The sequence below is a fragment of the Streptomyces sp. NPDC001492 genome, from assembly GCF_053597275.1.
Genome location: NZ_JBSFHW010000025.1, coordinates 115,824 through 135,369, shown reverse-complemented (window position 1 = coordinate 135,369; position 19,546 = coordinate 115,824). Strand labels below are relative to the sequence as shown.

General features: G+C 69.6%; 19 protein-coding genes and 4 pseudogenes. 10 read left to right on the top strand and 13 right to left on the bottom strand.

All coding sequences use genetic code 11. The features are described 5' to 3' along the window. Positions 1-88, top strand: a pseudogene (locus ACWC1K_RS29580) (transposase); the annotation flags it as partial. A 671-nt stretch (positions 89-759) separates the two neighbouring features. On the opposite strand, the gene ACWC1K_RS29575 reads toward ACWC1K_RS29580, so the two are convergent. Genes ACWC1K_RS29575 through ACWC1K_RS29565 form a run of 3 tightly spaced genes read right to left on the bottom strand, consistent with a single transcriptional unit; the run spans position 760 to position 3,589 of the window. Continuing rightward, a complete protein-coding gene (locus ACWC1K_RS29575) occupies positions 760-1,296 on the bottom strand; it encodes a hypothetical protein (protein ID WP_450835800.1) in 537 nt (178 codons plus the stop codon). Between the two features lie 10 nt (positions 1,297-1,306). Continuing rightward, positions 1,307-2,353, bottom strand: a complete 1,047-nt coding sequence (locus ACWC1K_RS29570) for a DUF5937 family protein (RefSeq protein ID WP_450835798.1) — start codon at positions 2,351-2,353, stop codon at positions 1,307-1,309. Between the two features lie 27 nt (positions 2,354-2,380). Beyond that, positions 2,381-3,589 carry an amidohydrolase gene (locus tag ACWC1K_RS29565; protein ID WP_450835796.1) on the bottom strand — a complete coding sequence of 403 codons (1,209 nt, stop codon included), beginning with the start codon at positions 3,587-3,589 and terminating at the stop codon, positions 2,381-2,383. A gap of 371 nt (positions 3,590-3,960) precedes the next feature. Here ACWC1K_RS29565 and ACWC1K_RS29560 point away from each other — a divergent pair, with 371 nt between their 5' ends. Then, positions 3,961-4,416: a hypothetical protein gene (locus ACWC1K_RS29560; protein WP_450835794.1), complete on the top strand. Its 456-nt coding sequence runs from the start codon at positions 3,961-3,963 to the stop codon at positions 4,414-4,416. A gap of 549 nt (positions 4,417-4,965) precedes the next feature. Beyond that, positions 4,966-5,169 (top strand): hypothetical protein, encoded by a 204-nt coding sequence (locus ACWC1K_RS29555; protein WP_450835792.1) that lies wholly within the window; start codon positions 4,966-4,968, stop codon positions 5,167-5,169. 104 nt (positions 5,170-5,273) lie between these two features. On the opposite strand, the pseudogene ACWC1K_RS29550 reads toward ACWC1K_RS29555, so the two are convergent. Both ACWC1K_RS29550 and ACWC1K_RS29545 read right to left on the bottom strand, forming a co-directional pair. Continuing rightward, positions 5,274-5,549 (bottom strand): annotated as a pseudogene (locus ACWC1K_RS29550) (leucine zipper domain-containing protein); the annotation flags it as partial. Further along, positions 5,512-6,714 (bottom strand): MFS transporter, encoded by a 1,203-nt coding sequence (locus ACWC1K_RS29545; RefSeq protein ID WP_450835790.1) that lies wholly within the window; start codon positions 6,712-6,714, stop codon positions 5,512-5,514. The gene ACWC1K_RS29545 and the pseudogene ACWC1K_RS29550, both read right to left, overlap by 38 nt. Before the next feature lie 79 nt (positions 6,715-6,793). Here ACWC1K_RS29545 and ACWC1K_RS29540 point away from each other — a divergent pair, with 79 nt between their 5' ends. Beyond that, the gene (locus ACWC1K_RS29540; RefSeq protein ID WP_450835788.1) at positions 6,794-7,153 is read left to right on the top strand and encodes an ArsR/SmtB family transcription factor; all 360 of its coding nucleotides are present in this window, start codon (positions 6,794-6,796) and stop codon (positions 7,151-7,153) included. Between the two features lie 275 nt (positions 7,154-7,428). On the opposite strand, the gene ACWC1K_RS29535 is transcribed toward ACWC1K_RS29540, so the two are convergent. Next, entirely contained in the window at positions 7,429-8,043 is a 615-nt protein-coding gene (locus tag ACWC1K_RS29535; RefSeq protein ID WP_450835787.1) for a plasmid pRiA4b ORF-3 family protein, read from the bottom strand. Positions 8,044-8,635: 592 nt separating this feature from the next. Here ACWC1K_RS29535 and ACWC1K_RS29530 point away from each other — a divergent pair. The 3 genes from ACWC1K_RS29530 to ACWC1K_RS29520 all read left to right on the top strand — a co-directional run bounded on the left by ACWC1K_RS29530 (position 8,636) and on the right by ACWC1K_RS29520 (position 12,373). Next, a complete protein-coding gene (locus ACWC1K_RS29530; RefSeq protein ID WP_450835786.1) occupies positions 8,636-9,256 on the top strand; it encodes a transposase in 621 nt (206 codons plus the stop codon). Between the two features lie 30 nt (positions 9,257-9,286). Then, on the top strand, positions 9,287-9,811 hold the full coding sequence (locus ACWC1K_RS29525; RefSeq protein WP_450835784.1) for a hypothetical protein: 525 nt from the start codon (positions 9,287-9,289) through the stop codon (positions 9,809-9,811). A gap of 360 nt (positions 9,812-10,171) precedes the next feature. After that, positions 10,172-12,373, top strand: a complete 2,202-nt coding sequence (locus ACWC1K_RS29520) for a P-loop NTPase fold protein (protein WP_450835782.1) — start codon at positions 10,172-10,174, stop codon at positions 12,371-12,373. A gap of 247 nt (positions 12,374-12,620) precedes the next feature. Here ACWC1K_RS29520 and ACWC1K_RS29515 read toward each other — a convergent pair whose 3' ends face one another. The 4 genes from ACWC1K_RS29515 to ACWC1K_RS29500 form a co-directional block, all read right to left on the bottom strand. After that, positions 12,621-12,923, bottom strand: a complete 303-nt coding sequence (locus ACWC1K_RS29515) for a hypothetical protein (protein WP_450835780.1) — start codon at positions 12,921-12,923, stop codon at positions 12,621-12,623. 90 nt (positions 12,924-13,013) lie between these two features. Continuing rightward, positions 13,014-13,688 (bottom strand): DUF1028 domain-containing protein, encoded by a 675-nt coding sequence (locus ACWC1K_RS29510; RefSeq protein ID WP_450835778.1) that lies wholly within the window; start codon positions 13,686-13,688, stop codon positions 13,014-13,016. Further along, on the bottom strand, positions 13,685-14,155 hold the full coding sequence (locus tag ACWC1K_RS29505; RefSeq protein WP_450835777.1) for a RidA family protein: 471 nt from the start codon (positions 14,153-14,155) through the stop codon (positions 13,685-13,687). Before ACWC1K_RS29505 ends, ACWC1K_RS29510 begins: the two co-directional genes overlap by 4 nt. Before the next feature lie 10 nt (positions 14,156-14,165). Further along, the gene (locus ACWC1K_RS29500; protein WP_450835775.1) at positions 14,166-15,452 is read right to left on the bottom strand and encodes a flavin-containing monooxygenase; all 1,287 of its coding nucleotides are present in this window, start codon (positions 15,450-15,452) and stop codon (positions 14,166-14,168) included. Between the two features lie 140 nt (positions 15,453-15,592). On the opposite strand from ACWC1K_RS29500, the gene ACWC1K_RS29495 reads away from it, so the two are divergent. From ACWC1K_RS29495 to ACWC1K_RS29485, 3 genes and pseudogenes are all read left to right on the top strand, one after another. Continuing rightward, positions 15,593-16,513 carry a LysR family transcriptional regulator gene (locus ACWC1K_RS29495; RefSeq protein ID WP_450835773.1) on the top strand — a complete coding sequence of 307 codons (921 nt, stop codon included), beginning with the start codon at positions 15,593-15,595 and terminating at the stop codon, positions 16,511-16,513. A gap of 5 nt (positions 16,514-16,518) precedes the next feature. Then, positions 16,519-16,875: a transposase family protein gene (locus ACWC1K_RS29490; RefSeq protein WP_450835772.1), complete on the top strand. Its 357-nt coding sequence runs from the start codon at positions 16,519-16,521 to the stop codon at positions 16,873-16,875. A 162-nt stretch (positions 16,876-17,037) separates the two neighbouring features. Then, positions 17,038-17,484, top strand: a pseudogene (locus ACWC1K_RS29485) (SDR family NAD(P)-dependent oxidoreductase); the annotation flags it as partial. Positions 17,485-17,745: 261 nt separating this feature from the next. On the opposite strand, the gene ACWC1K_RS29480 reads toward ACWC1K_RS29485, so the two are convergent. The 3 genes and pseudogenes from ACWC1K_RS29480 to ACWC1K_RS29470 form a co-directional block, all read right to left on the bottom strand. Then, the gene (locus ACWC1K_RS29480; protein WP_450835814.1) at positions 17,746-18,129 is read right to left on the bottom strand and encodes a hypothetical protein; all 384 of its coding nucleotides are present in this window, start codon (positions 18,127-18,129) and stop codon (positions 17,746-17,748) included. 71 nt (positions 18,130-18,200) lie between these two features. Then, positions 18,201-18,344: pseudogene (locus ACWC1K_RS29475) on the bottom strand (ornithine cyclodeaminase family protein); the annotation flags it as partial. Positions 18,345-18,567: 223 nt separating this feature from the next. Next, positions 18,568-19,527, bottom strand: a complete 960-nt coding sequence (locus ACWC1K_RS29470) for a DMT family transporter (protein WP_450835770.1) — start codon at positions 19,525-19,527, stop codon at positions 18,568-18,570. Between the last annotated feature and the right edge of the window lie 19 nt (positions 19,528-19,546).

Below are 19,546 nucleotides of genomic sequence, written 5' to 3'. Positions count from 1 at the left end.
GCGGCGCAAGTCGATCCAGCCGATGGCCCAGCGGCTGCCGGACGGGAACATGCAGGCCTTGCAGCAGTTCGTCAACCAGTCGCCGTGGCCGTGGACCTGCGGCAGCTGCGGCTGGCGTGAAGGTCCCGTCGATCTCACCGAACACCTCGTCGCCGGGGAGGATCTGCTGCACGTTCCGGCCGACGGCCCCCACTTCTCCCGCGAAGTCCCGGCCCCGGTCCTGGCGCGGGGCGCGCGAAGCCCCAGTGCCAGGCGGGCCAGGTACGGGTCGCCGCGCATTTGGTGCCAGTTGTAGGCGTTCGCCGCGGCCGCCGCACCCGCACCAGCACCTCTCCTTCCGAGGGCACCGGTTTGTCGACGTCCGCTACTTCCAGCACGTCCGGTGAGCCGTACCGGTACTGAACGACTGCCCTCGTGAACCCTCTCCCCCTCGTGGTGCACTGGCGGGCCGGGGCGAGCCCGCCAGGCCGCACATCGGGCACATGCCGTAGTCCTGGGGGAGGAAAACCGATGGCCGTCGATCGGTGGCGGCCATTGCCGACTCTGGTACGCGGCGGCCGCTCATGGCAGAGCCGCGGCCAGGGGACGCGAGGTTCTGGGAACTGCAGTTCGGCTGTGTAGTCCACTCCACGTCGGAGGTCCTCTTCCCGTGGCCGGTCGGCCTCCACCGGGTCTGCATGGCTCGCCCGGTGGGATGGACTCAGCCCGACGGTGCGCAGGTCGAACCGCACCTTGCGCTTTGGGTGCATCTCCAGATGATCACGCCTCATCGATGTCGTTCGGCCAGGCGGACCCCACGTCCACATGGCCGAGCTCCACGCGTATCCCGGGAAGCGCCCGCGGGGCCGGGCTCGGGGAGAGCAGGGCGGTGAGGGACCGGCAAAGGCCGCTCTCGTCGCCTTCGGGATGCTTCGCGTGCAGGTGGTGAGGCCGTGGGTCCTGGACGAGGACCCGGCTCGGGTCCCAGACGCCGGTGCGACGGCTCCGTACGACCGCGACGGGGTCCACGACCGTGCAGTGGTAGGTCACCCGGACGGGGAAACGCGCCGCGGAGTCGGACGTGCGCAGGTGCCATGTGGCGAACAGCTGCACGTCGGGGCGGACGTCGACCAGGGTCACGGCGGTGGCCCGCGCCGTGTCGACGGCCCCCGTCCGGTGTTCCCCATCGATCTCGTGCACGAGGATCTCACCCGCCCCCGCCCCCGCGACCAGCGGAGCGCGCCGCTCGCGCCACGCGCTCCACCGCAGCCGGGGCCGCAGTTCGCGGTGGCGGAGGACCGGGTACCGGGTCGTCACGCCGCCTCCTTCAGTACTGCAGGGCCGTGGCCACGTCCCCGCCGATGCGCTTGACCGCCGCGAGGTCGAGAGCGTAGTGGACGTAGCGGCCGTTGCGTTCCACGCGCACGAGCCCCAGGTCGCGCAGGGTGCGAAGGTGACGGGAGACCTGGGGGCGAGTCATCGACAGCCGGTCCGCGAGGTCGGCCGTGGTCATGGCCTGGCGGGCGATGAGCCGGCACAGCCGGACCCGGCGGGGATCGGTGAGCGCCAGCATGCGGCTGCGGGCCAGGGTGACCCCGATCTCCGGGGCGTGCACCGGGAAGTGGACGACTGGTGGGAGCCCCGGTTCGTCCTTCACCAGCAGGTGCGGGGCGCCGTACCGGGTGGGGATGAGCAGGACCGGCGTGCGGGCCGGGCTGATCACCGCGTGGTGCACCTTGTCGAAGACGACCCGCGACGGACCGGGCGGCCGTGCGCTGGACGGGCTGAGCGAGAGCAGGGCCGCCTCCGGTCCCTCGTCCGCGAGCCGCTGCCGCACGAGGTGCGCGGCACGGGCGAGCGCGGGTCCGGTCGTCGCCCACAGCTCGGCGAAGAAGACGCGGCGGCACAGGTCGAGGAAGGCGAGGATGTCGGTGCGCAGTTGCTCGGGGTCGCGCAGCAGGTCTTCGGCGAGGGTCGGGTGCGGTTCCGGCAGACCGGAGGCCGCCCGCCGCAGCGCGGCGGCCTGTGCCGGGTCGTGGAGCAGGCGGCTGAAGTCGAAGCCGCGGTAGCCGCTGGCACAGGTGTGGGCGGTGAGTTCGGCGAACCGGTCCGTCGTCAGCTCCGGCAGGGGCGCGGTCAGCCCCGGGTAGAAGCCCCGCCAACGCAGCGCCGTCCACAGCGGGGCGAAGCGACGCAGGCCGGCTCGGAACGCGGGCGGGGCGTCGCGGGTGGTCTCCTCGGCCCAGGGCGCGTGTTCGGTGTGGTGGGTGTGTTCCGTCAGGACGTGCAGGCTCGCTGCCAGTTCCGCGAGCGGCGACACGGTGACGGTGAAGCGGTCGGGGGCGGCCCCTTCCAGGACGATCACGACCGGCATGACGGGAAGTGTAGGATCGCGGGCCGCTCACGTCAGCACCTCGGCTCCTGCGGCGACCTGTGAGAACTCCGCTCTCACGGCCGCCAACAGCTCCTCATCCGTGAGCAGTTCGGCGACCACACGGGCCAGACCCGTCGCCGCGATCTCGGTGCGGTCGTGGGCGAGCGAGGTCGCCGCCGCCTCGCGCATCGCCTCGGAGTGGGCGGGCGTACCCGGCTCGGCGATCTGGATGTACGGGTGGATCACCGGCAGAAGCTGCGAGAGGTTGCCGATGTCGGAGGATCCGGCGGGGCTGTCCGGAGGGGCGGGCGCGATGTCCAGGCCCAGTGCGCGCACGGCCTGCCCGAACCGTTCGGCGAGCACGGTGCTGTCGCGGCGTTCCTCGTAGAGCGGTCCGGTCTCCGACACCTCGGACACGGTTCCGGTGGCCAGCGCCGCTCCCTCGGCGGCCGCGCGCACCCGCTCGACCAGGGCCCCGGCCGATACGGCTGTACGGTCCCGTACGTACAACTCCACGGCGGCGTTGGCGGGAACGACATTCGGGGCTTGCCCGCCGTCCGTGACGACGCCGTGCAGGCGTGCTGTCGGCGGGACGAACTGCCGCAGCGCGTCGAGGGCGGTGAGGAACAACTGAGCGGCGGCCAGTGCGCTGCGGCCCTCCCACGGTGACTTCGCGGCGTGCGCACTCACGCCGGTGAAGGCGACGCGCAGGTGCGCCGCGGCCAGCGAGTGCTGAGTGGTGACCGAGCGGTCGGCAGGGTGGAACATCATCGCCGCGTCCACGCCCTCGAACACCCGGGCCTCGGCCAGCCGGACCTTGCCGGCGCCGCCCATCTCCTCGCCGGGCGTGCCGATGACGGCGACCGTTCCCGGGTGCGACGGCAAGGCCCGTACGACGGCGATCGCGGCCGCGGTGCATCCGGCTGCGATGAGGTTGTGCCCACAGCCGTGCCCGACGCCGGGCAGCGCGTCGTACTCCGCCAGGACGGCGACGTACGGGCCGGGCCTGCTGCCCTCGTGCACGGCCACGAACGCGGTGTCCGTCCCGCCCACCGCCTCCGTCACGGCGAAGCCGGCTTCCGTGAGCCAGCGGGTCAGGGTCTGCTGGGCGTGGAACTCGGAGAACTTCAGCTCCGGCCGCGCGTGGATCGCCAGGCTGACCGCCTCCATGCGGGGACGCAGCGCGGCGAGTTCAGCGGCCAGGGCCCCCAGCGGGGGCGGCGCGGTGGTGGGCATGTGGGCCTCCGTCGTACGGGTCGGGCACCGGGACGTACGGACTGAGCTGTCGCGGTGTGCGTCGAGACTGCGGCAGCTGTCGCGTCGTCGGCCCGTGATTACCGCGCCGCAGGTAACCCAGGCGGACCGCGCGCTCCGGACGGACAGGATGCCTCCGTGACGAAGTGATTTCAGGGGTGCCGGCCCGGGTCCCGCCGTTTGACTCGGGACGCCGGACGTTGTGGAGGGGGAGCATGGGCTCGGAAGAGGGACGACAGACCTCCGTGCGGGATCGCGCGGAGGCACTCGGTCCCGGCGAGGAGCGGGGAGGTTATGCGGTCGCAGGGCCGTGGGGTGCTCTCGCACAGCTCGCACGGCGGTTGCTTGCAGGGGTGTTCGTCGTCCTGCTGGTCGGTCTGGTCGTCATCTCGTCGGGATTCCAGAAGGGCGTCATCACGAGGGGAGCCGTGCTGCTCTCACTGTTCGGTTTCACGCTGGCCTGGCGCCGTCTCAGCGCCAGGTTCGGGCTGCGCAGGTGCTCTCTCTACACCCGCGGTCTGGTGGCCACCGGCACCTTTGGCCGAGTGCGCCATGCGGTGGCATGGAGCGAGGTGACCGAGCTGAAGTGGATGTCCAATCTGACGCTCCTCCTGGCTTTTCACCGATTCGAGATCGAACGGCGCGTGCCGGGCGGGTGGAGTTCCTGGTCCTCGGCTGGAAGCCCCAACTGGTGGAGGCCCCGCGGACGCAGGCGGGAGCGAATGGTGTCCGCTGAGAACGGACGCCGAAGCCGACGGTCCTTCTTCAGGGGCGTTGGGCATACGTCGCTGCCGTGGCAGCCCGAGTAGCCGCAACGCCGAGCGTGGCGGTGGGCCCCCCGGGCGGCGGTGGCGGGCTGGGTGCGGTACGCCTCGCGGGGCCGCTGTTGTGGAGCCGTGCCGTGCCGGACGTGTGCGCCACGGCGAGGGTGTCCGACGAGGGGGAGACCCTGCACGACGGCGCCGCTGCGCGGCGGATCGTCCTGTGCCGTGAACCGGGCGCGATCGGGTACCGGCTTCCCCGTCCAGGTCGACGGGTTCCTGATCGCCAGGCTGCCCGGGGCCGAGCGGGAGTTCGCCCGGACCAAGCACGTCGACCTGGCGGGGACGGCCCGGGCACGGCCGTCTGGGACTCCTTCACCGGTGAGCGTGCCGGCGACCTGGGTATGGACCTTGCCGGGCTGCTCAGCGTCCACGGCTGGGTGCGCCCCCTGCAAAGCGTCCCTGACCTGCGGCTATAGGAAGATCGAGGCAAGAGTGGTGACGGATCGGAGGATCCGCACAGGACTCAGAACCCACCTGCCGCGTTCGACCGCATCGGGAGGCTCAGGACATCATCCACTGTTGGCTGGTGCCTCTATGGCGCAGGAGCTCCGACCCCTGCTTCGGCGATTCCAGGAACGGTACGACGGCGCGGTCAGGGACGGCGACCTGGACGTGCTGATCCGCACGTGTTCCGGCAAACACGGCTGGTGGGGGAGGGCCTGTGTGCTGGACGCCGGGCACGAGGCGGAGTACCGCACCTGGGGACCACCACCGAAGGGCGGCCGGTGGCATGGGTAGGGGCCGCACCGGACGACGCTTGGTCCGTGCCTTTCGGATCACCGCGAAAGACATGGACTGAGGCACGGCGCCGTCGGGGCTACCGGGGTCGCAGGGCGCGGAGTCCGGGCCACGACCTCGGCGTCCGCCGCAGTCGGCTGACGGCGCGGTGTTGAAGAACGATCGAGCAGGCCGAGCTCACCGTTGCGGCAGTAGCGGTTGACCCACTTCGACGAGCACGCCCTTGAGATACCCATCTCCGCGGCGACATGCGCGATCGGTCGGCTCTTGCACCGCTCAACGAGACGGCGCCGGCCCTCAAGGGTCAGAGGAGCGTTGCGATGACATGGGTCGTGGGGCCCCTCATTCCTGTGCGTTGGCGCGGTAGGCGGCCACGCCAAGGAGTAGTCCGAGGACCGCCAGGGTGGCCGCGAGGGTCATGGCTGCGGGGCGAATGCCCCATCCATTGACGGCGTATCCGGTGGCGACGGTGAGGATCGCGGCAGGGAGGTAGGCGCTGATGTTCAGTGCCGCGTTGGCCTCGGCACGCCGGTTGCCCTCGACGTGGTGGGCAATGAGTCGGAGGCCGCCGAGCTGGCCGAGTCCTTGCCCGCTGCCGGCGAGGATGGCCGAGGCGACGAAGAGTGCCGGGTTCTTGGTGAACAGAGTGAGCACGACGGCGCTCATCGCGAGGACGGTGCTGGTGGTCCCTATGGCGAACAGTCGATGCACGGCAAGCCTGGTGAGGGCGATCTGCGATCCGGTGGCGGCGAGGAACATCACGCATGCTGCGCCGCCGGCCAGGAGCGGCGAGGTGCTTCCGACCGCGAGCACCAGCAGGGAGGGGCCGAGGGACAGCACGAACGACGTGGCGGTCAGGCCGGGGGCGAAGACCGCCGCACCGGTGGTGATCTGCACACGATTCCGCGAGGGCACATGGGGAAGACGCGGCCACAAGAACCCTGCCGCCTGGCTCGACGGACGTTCCAGCGGCAATCCGATGTACCCGAGCAAGGCGACGACCAGCAGCACGATGTTCACTGTGAAGACCCAGCCGACCGGTCGGGGTGTGACCTGGTAGACGATTCCGCCCAGGAGTGGCCCGAGGCCGGCGCCGAAGACCATGGCGATCGAGGCCAGCGTCGACGTCATATGACGGCGATCCTCCCCGCCGAGGTCGACGACCGCGGCCATTCCGGCGGACACCACGATGCCGACCGCGACACCGACGAGCAGCCTCGCCACGACCAGGGCCGCGACGCTCCCTGCGGTCATGAACAGCACGGCCGAGACCAACGCAATCAGGATTCCCGGTACGACCACCCGCTTGCGGCCGTACCGGTCGGCCGCGCGTCCCGCGACGAGCAGCGTCACCACCAGGCCCGCGATGTAGGCGGCGAAGACGATCGTCAGGATGCCTGAGGAGTAGCCCATCTCATGCTGCCAGTACACATACAGCGGGGTCGGTGAGTTGGACAGGGCGAAGACGGCCGTCACCGCCCATGCCGACCTGACGAGCTGCCATCCCGTCCCAGTCCGCACCGGCGCCTGATGAATAACTGCCACACCAACCTCCTTGTACGAAAAAACTCGTACAGGACCGTAGCAGTACGAGAATCCTCGTACAACCCGCTACGATGGCCGTATGCCTGACGCCGTAACCGGGACCGAGAGGCCGCCACTCCTGCCCGAGCCGCCCGTTGATGCGCTACGGCTCGAGGTCGTGATGGGCGCGCTCGCCGACCCGCTGCGCATGACCGTGGCGCGCAAGCTCCTGCTGGACGCCGATGAGTTCGACCACCCCTGTGGCTGGTTCGGCTTCGACCGCCCGAAGTCCAGCCTCACTCACCACTTCAAGGTCCTCCGAGAAGCCGGCGTAATTCACCAGAGGCAGTACGGACTGGAGCGGCGCAGCCGCCTTCGGGTCGACGACCTCAACCAACGATTCCCCGGCCTGCTCGAGCTCATCGCCTCAACAGCCCAGGATGAACAACGGATCACGTAAGGCTCACGGTGCCCACCGGGGCTGACTGGCGCCGACCGCAGGCAACAGGGATGCTGGTGATGGAATGGTGTTCCTGCTCGCCGCAGGAGCCGTCGTCACTGCTGGCACCATGGCGCCCCCTCGCACATCACACACGCGCAGCCGTTGAACGCTTCCGGCGCCCTGTGAGTCAGGTCGCGCCGTCAACAACGTCCCCGCCCGCGACACCAGTCGTAACTGGCCATGCCAATCCAGTTGAAGCGTCAGGAGGTTGCTGACAGCAGGGCAGTGACGTGTCAGTTCTTGACGAGCACGGTCGCGCGGGCGGATAGCGCTGAGTTGACCTGTGCCGGATCGAAGGCTGCGGGGTCGAACTGGTCGGCGGAGTCAAGGCCGAGCCATTCCAGGCGGTCCTCGTGTTCTTCGTGGTCAGGGTCGGCAAGGATCTCGATGAGGTAGTCGTATCCCCACATGCCGCCGCAGTCCTCGGGCGGGCAGGCTCGGCGACCCGTGATGCATCGCGGGTAGGCAGTGTCCGGTTCGGGCTCGGTGATGTCCTCGATGAGGATGTCGTGTTCCCAGTCGTCGCCGAAGTCGTAGGTGTAGCGGAGCCGGTCGCCGGTGTGGGCAGTGACCTGACGGAGCTGCTTGGACGCGGCGCAGCGGATACCCAGGTCACGGTCGGCGGTACCGTATCGGTCCCGTCCGCTTTCGAAGGCCCAAACGTGGCAGTCCTCCCAGCCGAAGGCGGCCTGGATGACGTCGTGCAGCTCGCGCAAGGTGATGCCGGACGGCACCTCCAAGCGGCGCCAGATCGGAGGGCGGGAGTCTCGCAATGTGATCTTGATTTTGTGGACGGTCTTGCTCGGTGCCGTCCGCGAGGTCGCCTTCGCGCTCCTGCTGTTCGCCATGGCGGCCATCCTGCTACCCGTGCCTGCCGTGTTCCGGCGGGACACCTGCCCCCTGCCGACGACAATGATCAACGCGATTCCGGGAGCTGGGGAAGGGGGGCGTGTGCCCGGTGGAAAGTCCGTTCCAGGTCGCCTGGGACAGTGAAGAGCGCACGTTATTGCAGCAGTTGACGCTTTCGCGGACCGCACCGTTGCGCCGGGTGCAGCGGGCCCGGGCCACTTGGCCTGTGCGGACGGTGCCCCGAACGCGGCTGTTGCCCGCGCGCTTGGCGTGCATCTGTACACCATGCGGCGCGGGCGTAAAAGGTTCGCCGCGAGGGCCTGGCCGCGCTGGAGGACCGACTCTGGCCGGGCCGCTCGCGCCGCTACGGCCCCGACGTGCACCTGGCCATCATCGCCACCGTCACCTCCGACCGGCCCGCCACCGCCAGCCAGTGGATCCATCCGCCCACAGCCCATCACCTGGCCTCTACCGGCACCTCAGCGTCCAGGCCGGCCGGATCCTGGCCGACCTCGACCTCAAACCGCACCTGGTGCGGGGCTGGCTCACCGGGCCAGAGGATCCGGACTTCTCTGCCAAGGCCGGTGAGGTGTGCGCGCTCTACCTGCATCGCCCGCGGTGGTGCTCAGCGTGGACGAGAAGACCGCGATGCAGGCTCGCCCCCGGCGCCATCCGACCCGGGCCGGCCCCGGCCGAATCGAGCGCCGCGAGTTCGAGCACCGCAGGCACGGCACCGCCTCCATTGTCGCGGCCCTGGACATGCACACCGGGCAGGTCCTGGTGGAGGGCATCACCCGAAACGACTCGACGGCCTTCATCCGCTTCCTGCGCCTGCTGGATCACTGCATCGGCCCGGCCCTAACCACCCACCTGGTCCTCGACGACGGGTCGTCCCATGTCTCGAACGCGACCCGTACCTGCCTGGCGGCGCACCCACGATGCCCTGTCCACTACACACCCCAACACGCTTCATGGCTCAACCAGATCGAGATCCCGTTTCGATCCTGGCACGCCGACTTCTGCGACGCGGTGAGTCACCTCGCGCCAGGACCTCATCGACCAGATCCGCGGCTTCACCCTCGCCTACAACGACGAGGCCCACCCGCTCCGCTGGACCTGCGACGGCACCCCACTCAAAGCCGCATGACCCTCGCAAGATCGATGCGGCGCTGCACTAGGTGCTTGACAGCGTGCGGCAACGGGCAAGGGTGATGGGATCACAAACGGCTTCAAGGGGTGCCCGTGGATCTCGGTTCAGTGATCATCGCTGTGGCAGGTGTAGCCGGGACGCTGGGGGGATCGTTGGTTACCCAACGCGCCTCTGAGCGGGCAAAACGCCGGGAGATAGAGCTGGTTCGCGACCACGAAAAGATCCGCGACAACCTACTCCTCCGACGTACCTGCTACATGGAGCTCACTCGGGATGCGCGTCAGTTCACCACGGCGCTCAACCGTCACCTGCACGTCATGCAAGAACACAGTGTCGAGGAAATCGACAAGGATGCACTCGACGAAGCAAAGGGAGCCCATCGCGATCGGTACTCCGAAGCACAGATGATCGCCCCCGACGAGGTACTTGCACGTGCAAGTGCGGTCAATCAAGCCCTGAACAAGGCCTATGGTCGGGTCAAACGCCTTGAGCGAGGAGAGCCCGAGCCGGGGGAGACGATGGGCACAGCCGCCCAAGCCCAGGAGGAAATCTGGGACATGCTCCGGGCTATGAGGACCGCGATGCGCCGCGACCTCGGGGTGGCACCCACAGAGTGACGATCAGCTGACGGCCCGTGCCTCGCAGTTGGCCAAGCATTGCAGCAGAGGCTACATCACAAGCTGACAGCTGAAGGCACGCATGACCCTGAGGGCACGGACGGCCCGCCCCAGTTCGAACTCCGCTGTGTTGGTCTCCACTTGGCCATCAGGCGCGTACAGGTCTCCGTCGGTGGCTCTCACGTCCCCGTCCCGTCAAGCCAGTTGCCGCTGGAGGCAGAGGACGAGCGCGGGCTTTCACTGGTCGACGGGTGGCTGACGAGTGGGGTGTGGATTCTGTGGCGGGAGGTGGCAAAAAGGTGTGATGCGAGTGCTGGCGCGGAGATACTCGCTGCGGCAGATCAGCTTGGGGGAGCATCGGTGCTGAGACGAGAAGAATTGTTCGCAGAACTGCTGCCGGACGTGCTGGACGAGCGCGAGCTGAAGGACAGCCTGGCCAGAAGCGGCCGCGTGAGTGAGGAGCAGCTGGAAGCCGCCGCGGAAGGGCAGCGTTCCGTCATCCTCGGGCGGGTCCAGGACGAGGAGAGCGCGTATCGGCAGACCGTTTCGCGGACTCTCGTGGAGGGTCGGATCTTCCGTGTGTTGGTGGCGGCTGGCGCGCTGGTACTGCTGATGCTGCTCACGGTTTGGGTGGCAAGCGGCTGGAGCGAGGATCTCAAGGAGGTTCTGGAGCATGACCGTTCCGGTTCCGCTTCGGTCAAAGGCGTTGCGGGCAAGGGGCTGGCACTCCCCCTGTTCATGATCCTTGTCGCGGGAGGGCTGGCCTTCGTGGCCTGGTGCGTCTTCTACCTTCTGTCGCCGGGTGTGCGGTCGGGCGTGCCAACGGCGAAAGGTCGTCAGCTGCTCGTCAGCGTGGGGCTGGCGTACGGCTTGTTGGCACTACTGGGCGCGGTCTGGGTGGGTATCTACCCGACGGAGGTCACCTGGCTGCTCCGGCACGATCGGCCTTTGGAGCACGCAGGCGGATACACCTGGGGCGGGTGGTTCACGCTGGGAACCCTGGTGTTGTTCGCGATTCCGGCGTTTTGGCTCCGAAGAATCGCGAGAATAGCGCGGTCGGACGAGTCGTCCGGGCAGCCCTTTTCCCTCGCTCACCGGATCGCCGTGCTCGCCCCAGGGGAACGTAAGCAGGCGCAGCGCCAGGCCGAAGCCGAGTGGCGGTCCGCCGTACGGCAGGAGTTGTTGAGATTCCTGCGAGCACGGATCAGCGAGCAGACCGAGCCTGACTTCTCGACCGTGCTGGAGATCAGTGACGCCCCGGGACTGAAACGGCTGCACGCCGGCCATGAACATGTGCGCACGCCGGCGGACGATCAACTGGACATGATCAGCGCGGGGATGGAGAACGGAAGCATCGCTCTCGCGGGCCCGCGCGGCGCGGGCAAAACGCAGCTGCTGCGCGTGTTCTGCAAGGTGGACGAGGCGGAATCAACGGGGCAGTTGAGCCTTGTGGAGTCGGTGCCGGTGGTCTACGACCGCAGGGAGTTCATGCTCCACCTCTTCTACAAGCTGTGCGACCGCGTGATCAAGGAAGGCCTCGGCACGGCGCCGGAAGCCGAACGCCACAAGCGGGCGATCCGCTACCTTCAGACCCACTCGGACGAGGCGGCTCTCAGCGCCGGCTGGCGGAACTGGTCCTTGTCGGCGAAGCGAGCGACCTCGCTCGCCCAGCAGCCTCAGACGTACCCCGAGATCGTGGACAGCCTGAAGAGGTTCCTCGCACGGACCGCGCTGGAACTGGACGAAAACAACCGTCGGGTGGTGATCGGTATCGACGAGCTCGACCGCATCGAACCGGCTGCCACCGCCCGCACCTTCCTGAACGAACTCAAGGCCGTGTTCGACATCCCGAAGTGCTTGTTCGTGCTGTCGGTCTCCGACGAGGCGCTGCGGGACGCGGAGTTGGCGCCGGTCGGCCGACGGGACGCCTTCGACAGCGCGATCGACGAGATCATCCGGGTCGAACCCCTCGACCAGATGACAGCCGAGAAGCTGCTGGGCCGCCGGGTCGTAGGCCTGCCCGTCCCCTTCACTGCCCTCTTCTACTGCCTGTCGGGCGGAATGCCCCGCGACCTCCTTCGCACGGCCCGCGCGGCCATCTCGTACGTAAAGCCGGGCGAGCCTCACCCACTCGCTGATCTGGCCCAGAGCCTGGTGGATCGCGAACTGAACCGCATCGCCAACACGGCCGGCGGCCCCGCCGGACCGGCCGAACTCGCGCACTTCTTCCGCGCGGACCTTATCGCCGAGAACGGCGGACTCGGTGCCCTGGGAGGCGCGGTCCACCAGCAGGCCGGCGTGGTCGGCGACCGCGCCCGCATGGGCGCGACACTGGCCAACCGTGCCTACCATCTGGACACCGTGCTGAGCATCTTCACCACGCCGCTCGACCGGGACGACATAGACCGCGCTTCCGACCCGGCCTTCCCCGGCTCGTTCTCGGCCCTCGCCCGAGCCCAACGCGAGATCGGCACCTCCGACACATTGGCCCGCTCCACCCTGCAACGCGTCCGTGCGGAATGGTCATTGCCGGTGCTGCCGCCCATCCCTCTCATCCACTGAGTTCGTCTCGGCTCTCGGTGACGAAGCCAGGCAGCTGACCTGCGCACGGGCACCACGAGGGAGGGGCCGCCCGATAGCCGGCCAGATCCAGGGGCGGGACGGTCTGTCCAGAGTCCGTGTGAGGAGTTCTTCGATCATTGCCAGTTCCGATGCCACCCAGGGCCCGTCGCCCTCTGCCGGCCTGTCGGCACGCCCCGCGGCAACCAGACCAGCTCGGCCCAGACTCCTTAGGCCTCGTAGCCGAACATCAGCTGGCATGCGCGGAGTTGGCGGGCGGCAGCAGACCGTTGCCGGGCCACAGGGGAGATCCTGCTTCAGCCAAGGCCAGGTGACTGCCGATCTCGACCAGGACCTCGATCCGGTCGGCGGGCCCGTACGCCACATGTGCCCCGGAGGTGGGGTCGACGGCGCGGATCTCGCTGGACTGCCCGTTGCACACCAGGAGGCGGGCAATCTCCCGCAGCCCCAGGCCGAGTGCGTCGCAGTCGCGGTCCCCGACGACCTGCAGCAGGCTCTCGGTGACCGTGTCCCAGTCCCAGGCCTCCGGCAAGCGTGCTCCGTGCAGCCGCTCGGAGAGCCCGATCAGTTCCTCGGCGTGACGGTCGACCGTTTTCCGGCCCGGCCTCTTTCACCGCGCTCATCACGGGTCTCCCGGGACGCCGTACGAAGGGGAGGCGGCGGGGTCAAGACCGCGCCGCACGTAGTCGTCCCGCTGGGGCAGCCAGACGCCGAGGAGATCGCCGAGCCTGTCAACGGGGTCCTCGGCCCAGTCCACCCGCAGGTCGGTCACCCGCCAGCCCACCTCCGCGACGACCGCCACGCCCGCGGAGTACACCGGCCCCTCCTCACCACCGGCCGCGACGGCGGCCTTCATCGCGGTGAGCAGCCGCTCCTCCAGCTCGCCCGTGGCAGCGGCGTACGTGTCGAGGAGGACGCCGGGGATGTGCTCGCCGGACAGCATGTTGCCGGCCGCCACCGCACCGTCCTCAGTGGCCCAGGCATGCCTGCCCAAGGTGTGCGCACCGCTGTAGGCGAACCCGGGCCCGGAGCGCCCCAGCACGGTCAACTGGCGGTAGGCGATGGTGTTCGCGTTCCGTGCCGCACGCATCACGTCGGCCAGGGCGCGTTCTGGGTCGCCGTGGTCCGCCAGCCGCTCCAGGAGGCTGGTGCCCAGCGTGGGGTCGGTGATGTTCTGCGAGGTCGCCGCGCCGATGCCGGGCCGGAGATGGGCGACCCGCGCGGCGACCGCCGGACTCGAGGAGCTGGCCGCGATGCCGAACCGCTCTCCGTCGCGGACCACCAGGGAGAACGTCATGCCCGGTCCCCCTGGGGGATCACGGCGATGGCGTCGATCTCGCACAGCCACTCCGGACGGGCCAGGGCCGACACCACCAGGCCGGTGGAGATCGGGTGGACGCCCTCGGTCCAGCGGCCCACGGTGCGGTACACCGCCTCGCGGTAACGCGGGTCGACCAGGTAGATGGTCAGCTTGACCAGGTGCTCCATCCGGCTGCCCGCCTCTTCGAGCAGCACCTTGATGTTCGACATGGCCTGCTCGGCCTGGGCCTCGGCGTTGCCGATGCCCACGGACTCGCTGGTGGCGAGGTCCTGGCCGATCTGGCCGCGGACGTACACCGTGTTGCCGGCCACGACGGCCTGGCACAGGTCGTTGTCGAGGCTCTGCTCGGGATAGGTGTCGCGCGTGTTGAACGGCCGGATCCGGGTGTGCCCGCCGGTGACGATCGGGGCCTTCAGCTCGCGGTCCTCGTTCGTGGAGGTCATTGCCCGCTCCTCAGTTCTTCCGGGTCGCCTGTGCGGCGATGGGCTGGTCGGTGGTGCCGTACGCGAGGTGTCCGCGCCATGTCGCGATGTGGTCGGCGACGTACCGGGCGTCGTGCCATACGCCCCAGATGAAGCTCGAACCGCGATGGGACAGCCAGGGCAGGCCCAGGAAGTAGACGCCGGGCTCGCAGGACACCCCGCGGCGCTGGTTCGGCCTGCCCTTCTCGTCGAACGCGTCGACGTCCAGCCAGCTGTAGTCGGTGGCGAAGCCCGTGGCCCAGACGATCGAGGTGACACCGGCCTCGGCCAGGTCGAGCTCCAGGCGGGGGTCGGTCACGCAGTGCGGGTCCGGCCCGAGGACGTGCGCCTCCGGCTCCTCGGGGAGGTCGAGCCCGTTGCGGTCGATGTACGCGTCGGCGGCCCGGAGAAGTCCGAGGTACGTGGCGTCGCCGAGGGCGATGTTCGTGGCGAGGTCCGGCGCGAAGCGCAGTATGCCGTCACCGTGGGAAGCGGTCAGGCCGACGAGTTCGATACCCGTGTCGGCCAGAGCGCGGAAGTCCACGGTGTGGCCGCCGCGGGCGCCGCTGACCGCGATGGTGACGTGCTCGGCTCCCTGGGCGGGCGTCTGCGCGTCCCAGAGCCCAAGCACGCCGAGCCACCAGCAGAAGTCACGTCCGCGGTACGCGCGGGGAGGACGGTCGTGCGGGCCCACGGAGAGGAAGACCCGGCGACCGGACCGGCGCAGCTCGTCGGCGATCTGGACACCGGAAGAACCCGCGCCGACCACGAGGACCGCGCCCGCGGGGAGTTGGCCCGGGTTGCGGTATCCGCTGGAGTGGATCTGCACGGGTACCGCACCGTCGGGGACGATGGGCGGAATCACGGGCCGTTGGAAGGGGCCGGTCGCGGCCACGACGAAGCGTCCGTCGATGGAGCCCTCCGACGTCTCGACCCGGAAGCCGGTTCGACCGGTGTGCTTGTGCACCGAGGTCACCTCGACACCGCACCTGATCGGAGCGCCGATCTTCTCGGCGTACGCGACGAAGTAGTCGGCAACCTGTTCCTTCGAAGCGAAGGCGTCGGGGGCGATGTCGGGGAACTCCATCCCCGGGAACCGGTCGTGCCAGGCGGGTCCGTTCGCGACCAGCGAGTCCCACCGCTCCGAGCGCCATCGCTCGGCTATCCGGTGCCGCTCCAGGACGATGTGCGGTATGCCGAGGGCTCCCAGGTGCTCACTCATCGCGACGCCTGCCTGTCCGGCTCCGACGACGACAACTTCGGTCTCTTCACTCGGCATGTCAGCCCCCTCGGGCGGCAGCCCGTCTCGGTGTCGAGGTGCTGCCGCACGAAACATCCTCGGTTGCGGGTAGAGTTCTGTCGAACAGATGTTTTCGGTGTGGGGGATCTGATTCATAGATGCGAGGGGGTGACTGCGGCATGACGGCACCGGTCGGTTTCACGCTTGTTCAGCTGCGCTACTTCGTCGTCGCGGCGGAGTCGGGCTCCATGACCGCCGCCGCAGAGCAGCTGCACATCGCCCAGTCCGCGGTCTCCACGGCCGTCTCCAACCTGGAGCGCGACCTGCGAGTGCAGTTGTTCATCCGTCGGCGGGCCAAGGGGTTGACCCTTACGTCGGCCGGGGAGCGGATGCTCCATCAGGCGCGGGAGCTGCTTGGCCACGCCCGTGCAGTGGCGGAGGAGGCACGCGGTACGGGCGCCTCGCTGACCGGCACGGTGAGCCTGGGCTGTTTCCTGACACTGGCCCCGACCCTGCTGCCCCCGCTGTTTACCATGTGCGCCGAACGTCACCCGGACCTCGAGGTTTCCGTGCTGGAGGCCGAGGCCGAGGAACTCGCGTCGGCACTGCAGGGCGGGCGGATCGACTTCGCCCTCACCTACGACCTCGGATTCGACGGCGAGTTCGTCCGTGAGCCCCTCGCCGCAGCCCCGGCCTACGCGATCGTCGCGCCTGAGCACCGGCTGGCCGATCGTGGTGCTGTCGACCTCGCGGAGCTGGCGGACGACCCCCTGGTGCTCCTCGACCTGCCGCACAGCCGCGACTACTTCCGGTCCCTGGTCGGCGCGACCGGAACCAGCCCTGACGTCCGCTACCGCACGCGCAGTTACGAAACCGTGCGCTCCCTGGTCGCTCAGGGCCACGGCTACTCGGTGCTCAATCAGCGCCCCGCCACCGATCAGACCTATGCGGGCGGCGCCGTGGTCTGTCTGGACCTGACCAACGACTACCCACCCCTGGAGGTGGTGCTCGCCCGTCTCGACGGGGTTCGGCAGTCCGCACGGGCGCGAGCGCTGATGGAGGTGGTGCGCGACGTCGTGTCGGGCGCCGGTCGCCATTGAGCGCTGTGCATCGTGGACGCACCTCCGGGATCACCGCCCGCCGACAAGACAAGCTCACCGCCCACCTGTGGGCCGCCGGGCTCGGTGCCATCGCCGGTCTGGGGTTCATCGGCCTCGACGACGGTCCTCCTGACGCCGACCCTGCGGTGATCTGCGACTGCAAGGCGGCCCGGAACCGGCCCCTGACCCGCGGCCAGAAGCTGTCCAACAAGGCACTGGCCGAGGCGCGGGCCCCGGTCGAGCACGGCTTCGCCCACCTGAAGAACTGGAAGGTCCTGGGCAAGGTCCGCACCGACCCGAGGAGGGCGACCATCCAGGTCAGGGCCCTGCTGGTGCTGACGAACCGTGAAATAACCCGCTGACCGATGATCACACCGAAGGCATCCGCCCGCGACCAGCACGAGCCTGCCGAGCCTCACGCACACCCAGCTCCGTGACCTGCGACTTCACGATGTACGGTACTCACTGAGCATACGTCAGGTCCGACATGCTCCACGGCCCTCGTCACGGGCGCGGCCAGCGACATGGGCCTGGCCGTCGCGGAGCGCAGCGCTTCCTCGCCGAGGAATGGACCGTCTTCGGAGTCGACCGCGACGCCGACGCCCTGGCCAAGGCGGCATCGGAAACGGGGCTCCGCCTTCCGGCCCCTCCGATGGACATCACCGACCGCGCAGCCCTGTCCACCGCCCTCGACGGGGGCGCACGGCCTCTCCGGCGCCACGGGCCTGTGCACAGTCGTCAACGTCGCCGGGATCTACCCGCCCACCAGGCTGGCCGACTTCGACAAGGCCGCGTACCGCCGCATCTTCGACGTGAACGTGCTCGGCACCCTCAACACCATCGCCGCGACGGTGCCGGCGCCGCGCGCGGCCGGGGGTGGCGCCGTCGTCAACTTCGCCTCCATTGACGCCCTGACCGTCTCTCCCGGTCAGCCGCCCTACAGCGCTTCCAAGGCCGCCATCCTCACGCTGGCCCGGTCGCTCGGTGTGGAGCTGGCCGCCGACAGCATCACCGTCAGCGCGGTTGCCCAGGCCGGGTCGACACTCCCGGCACTCGTGCCGGGGGCCGTATCGACAGGCCGTTGCCACCATTCCCCTCGGCCGCGCGGCGCACCCGGAGGAGGTCGCCGACTGGGTGTGGAAGCTGTGTCACGGCTCCTACGAGACCGGCGAAACCCTGGTCATCAGCGGCGGTCTGACCGTCCGGTAGGCCACGGATCACTGCCGTCAGGCTCAGGCCTGGGTGCGGACCGCGCCGCGAGCCCGGTAGATCAGTGCCCAGACGGCCGCGGCATCCTGCACTCCCAGGCCGACGCTGCCGTAGAACACGATGTCGTCCTCATCGGCGCGGGCGGTCGCACGGCCCACGTCGACCTCGCCCGGAGCGACGAGTTCCCGCTCTTCGATGTCGCCCAACCGCAGCGCTGCCACGACCGGCCCGCAGTGTCCCGCGGCGGTGGCGGGGTCGTCGTCGACGACTGCGCTCGCCCGGGACAACACTTCGGGGGCGGCCGCGCCCTCGGCGGTCTGCACCGCCTGTACGTCGATGCCCAGCTCATCGGCGAGTTCGCCCGCGGCGGCCTGCCGGTTGTGCGGTGTGGGGCTCCAGATCCGCACCGACCGCAGCGGGCGTACCGGGCGAGGGCGCGTACGTGCGTGCGGGCCTGCATGCCGGAGCCGAGGACCGCGAGCGTCGTGGCGTCCCGGCGGGCGAGGGCGTCGACGGCGAGGGCGCTGCTCGCGGCCATGCGCAGGGTCGTCACCGTTGTCCCGTCCAGCACCGCGATGGGGCGGCCGGTCTCCGGGGCGAGCGCGGCGATCGGGGCGTGCACATTCGGCAATCCCCGCGCGGCGTTGGCCGGATTCAGGCTGCCGAACTTGCTGACCGCACCGGTGTCCGCCGACAGCCGGGAGGCGTAGCAGAAGACGATCGAGTCGTCGAAGCGGCTGGAGTGGAGGATCCTGTCCGGCAGTTCGGCGCTCCCCAGAAGAGGGCCTCCACCTGGCCGCGGGACAGGAAGAGGATGTCCTCCGGCATGTGCTCTCGCTTCCTCGTCAGGGTGCCCCGCGTCGGCGCCCCGCAGCGTACCTGCGGCGCACGGACGGCGCGGCGACCGGGCTCGGGTCCGCGTCCCTGCCCGACGCGTCGGGCGAGACTGTGGCGCCGAGTGCCACGCCGCCCGCGACCAGCAGGCTTCCCACCAGCTGTCCGACACCGAACGTTCCCGTACCCACCAAGGGGGCCGTCAGTGCGGCCGAGACCGGGATCAGCCCGGACAGCAGGGCCATTCCCACCGCTCCGATCCGGTGGATGGCCCCGAACCACAGCACGATTCCGACGACCGTCACGGCGACGATCTGCCACGCCAGTGCCGCCGTCTCCACTGCGTCGGGCATTCTCACCCCTGCCCGGCCGTCCACGGCCGATCCCAGCACCGCCGCCTCCACCGAGGCGATCGCGCAGGCGCAGGTGGTGAGGAGCAACGGTCCCAGGACCCTGAGCACCGGCACCACGAACAGGGCCACGACCACTTCCCCGGCCATCGCCACCAGGGACCAGACCAGGCCGGCCGCGTCCGTCCGCCCCAACCCCTGGACCACCGCCGCCCCGGCCGCCACCACCAGCGCCCCGCCGGCCACGCGGCCGGAGGGGCGCCGGGACTCCATCAGCGGCGCCAGGATCGCCACCACGACCGGCGTACACCCCACGACGACGCCCGGAACGGCCGGCTCCGCCGTGCGCTCGGCGGAGAGCACCGCCACGTTGAAACCGACCAGGCCCGCCGCCGTCACCCCGGTGAGCCGCACCCACAGCCGTGGGGTCAGCCGCCGGACCGGTGCCCAGTTGCGCCGCACACAGAACACGGCCAGCAACAGGAACCCCAAGGCGTAGCGGACCGCCTGCCCGCCCAGGAACGGATAGTGCGCCATCTTGCTGCTCGCCACGAAGGAGACGCCGACCAGGACCGCGGAGACGGCACCCATCAGCACGCCGAGTCGGTGCGCTCGCGTCATGGACGGCATCACCTTCACG

Bases quoted from the DNA above. Each gene is read 5' to 3' on its own strand.
- ACWC1K_RS29570 (WP_450835798.1), bottom strand. From the start codon at position 2,353: ATGCCGGTCGTGATCGTCCTGGAAGGGGCCGCCCCCGACCGCTTCACC.
- ACWC1K_RS29565 (WP_450835796.1), bottom strand. From the start codon at position 3,589: ATGCCCACCACCGCGCCGCCCCCGCTGGGGGCCCTGGCCGCTGAACTC.
- ACWC1K_RS29555 (WP_450835792.1), top strand. From the start codon at position 4,966: ATGGCGCAGGAGCTCCGACCCCTGCTTCGGCGATTCCAGGAACGGTAC.
- ACWC1K_RS29540 (WP_450835788.1), top strand. From the start codon at position 6,794: ATGCCTGACGCCGTAACCGGGACCGAGAGGCCGCCACTCCTGCCCGAG.
- ACWC1K_RS29535 (WP_450835787.1), bottom strand. From the start codon at position 8,043: ATGGCGAACAGCAGGAGCGCGAAGGCGACCTCGCGGACGGCACCGAGC.
- ACWC1K_RS29510 (WP_450835778.1), bottom strand. From the start codon at position 13,688: ATGACGTTCTCCCTGGTGGTCCGCGACGGAGAGCGGTTCGGCATCGCG.
- ACWC1K_RS29505 (WP_450835777.1), bottom strand. From the start codon at position 14,155: ATGACCTCCACGAACGAGGACCGCGAGCTGAAGGCCCCGATCGTCACC.
- ACWC1K_RS29500 (WP_450835775.1), bottom strand. From the start codon at position 15,452: ATGCCGAGTGAAGAGACCGAAGTTGTCGTCGTCGGAGCCGGACAGGCA.
- ACWC1K_RS29495 (WP_450835773.1), top strand. From the start codon at position 15,593: ATGACGGCACCGGTCGGTTTCACGCTTGTTCAGCTGCGCTACTTCGTC.
- ACWC1K_RS29470 (WP_450835770.1), bottom strand. From the start codon at position 19,527: ATGACGCGAGCGCACCGACTCGGCGTGCTGATGGGTGCCGTCTCCGCG.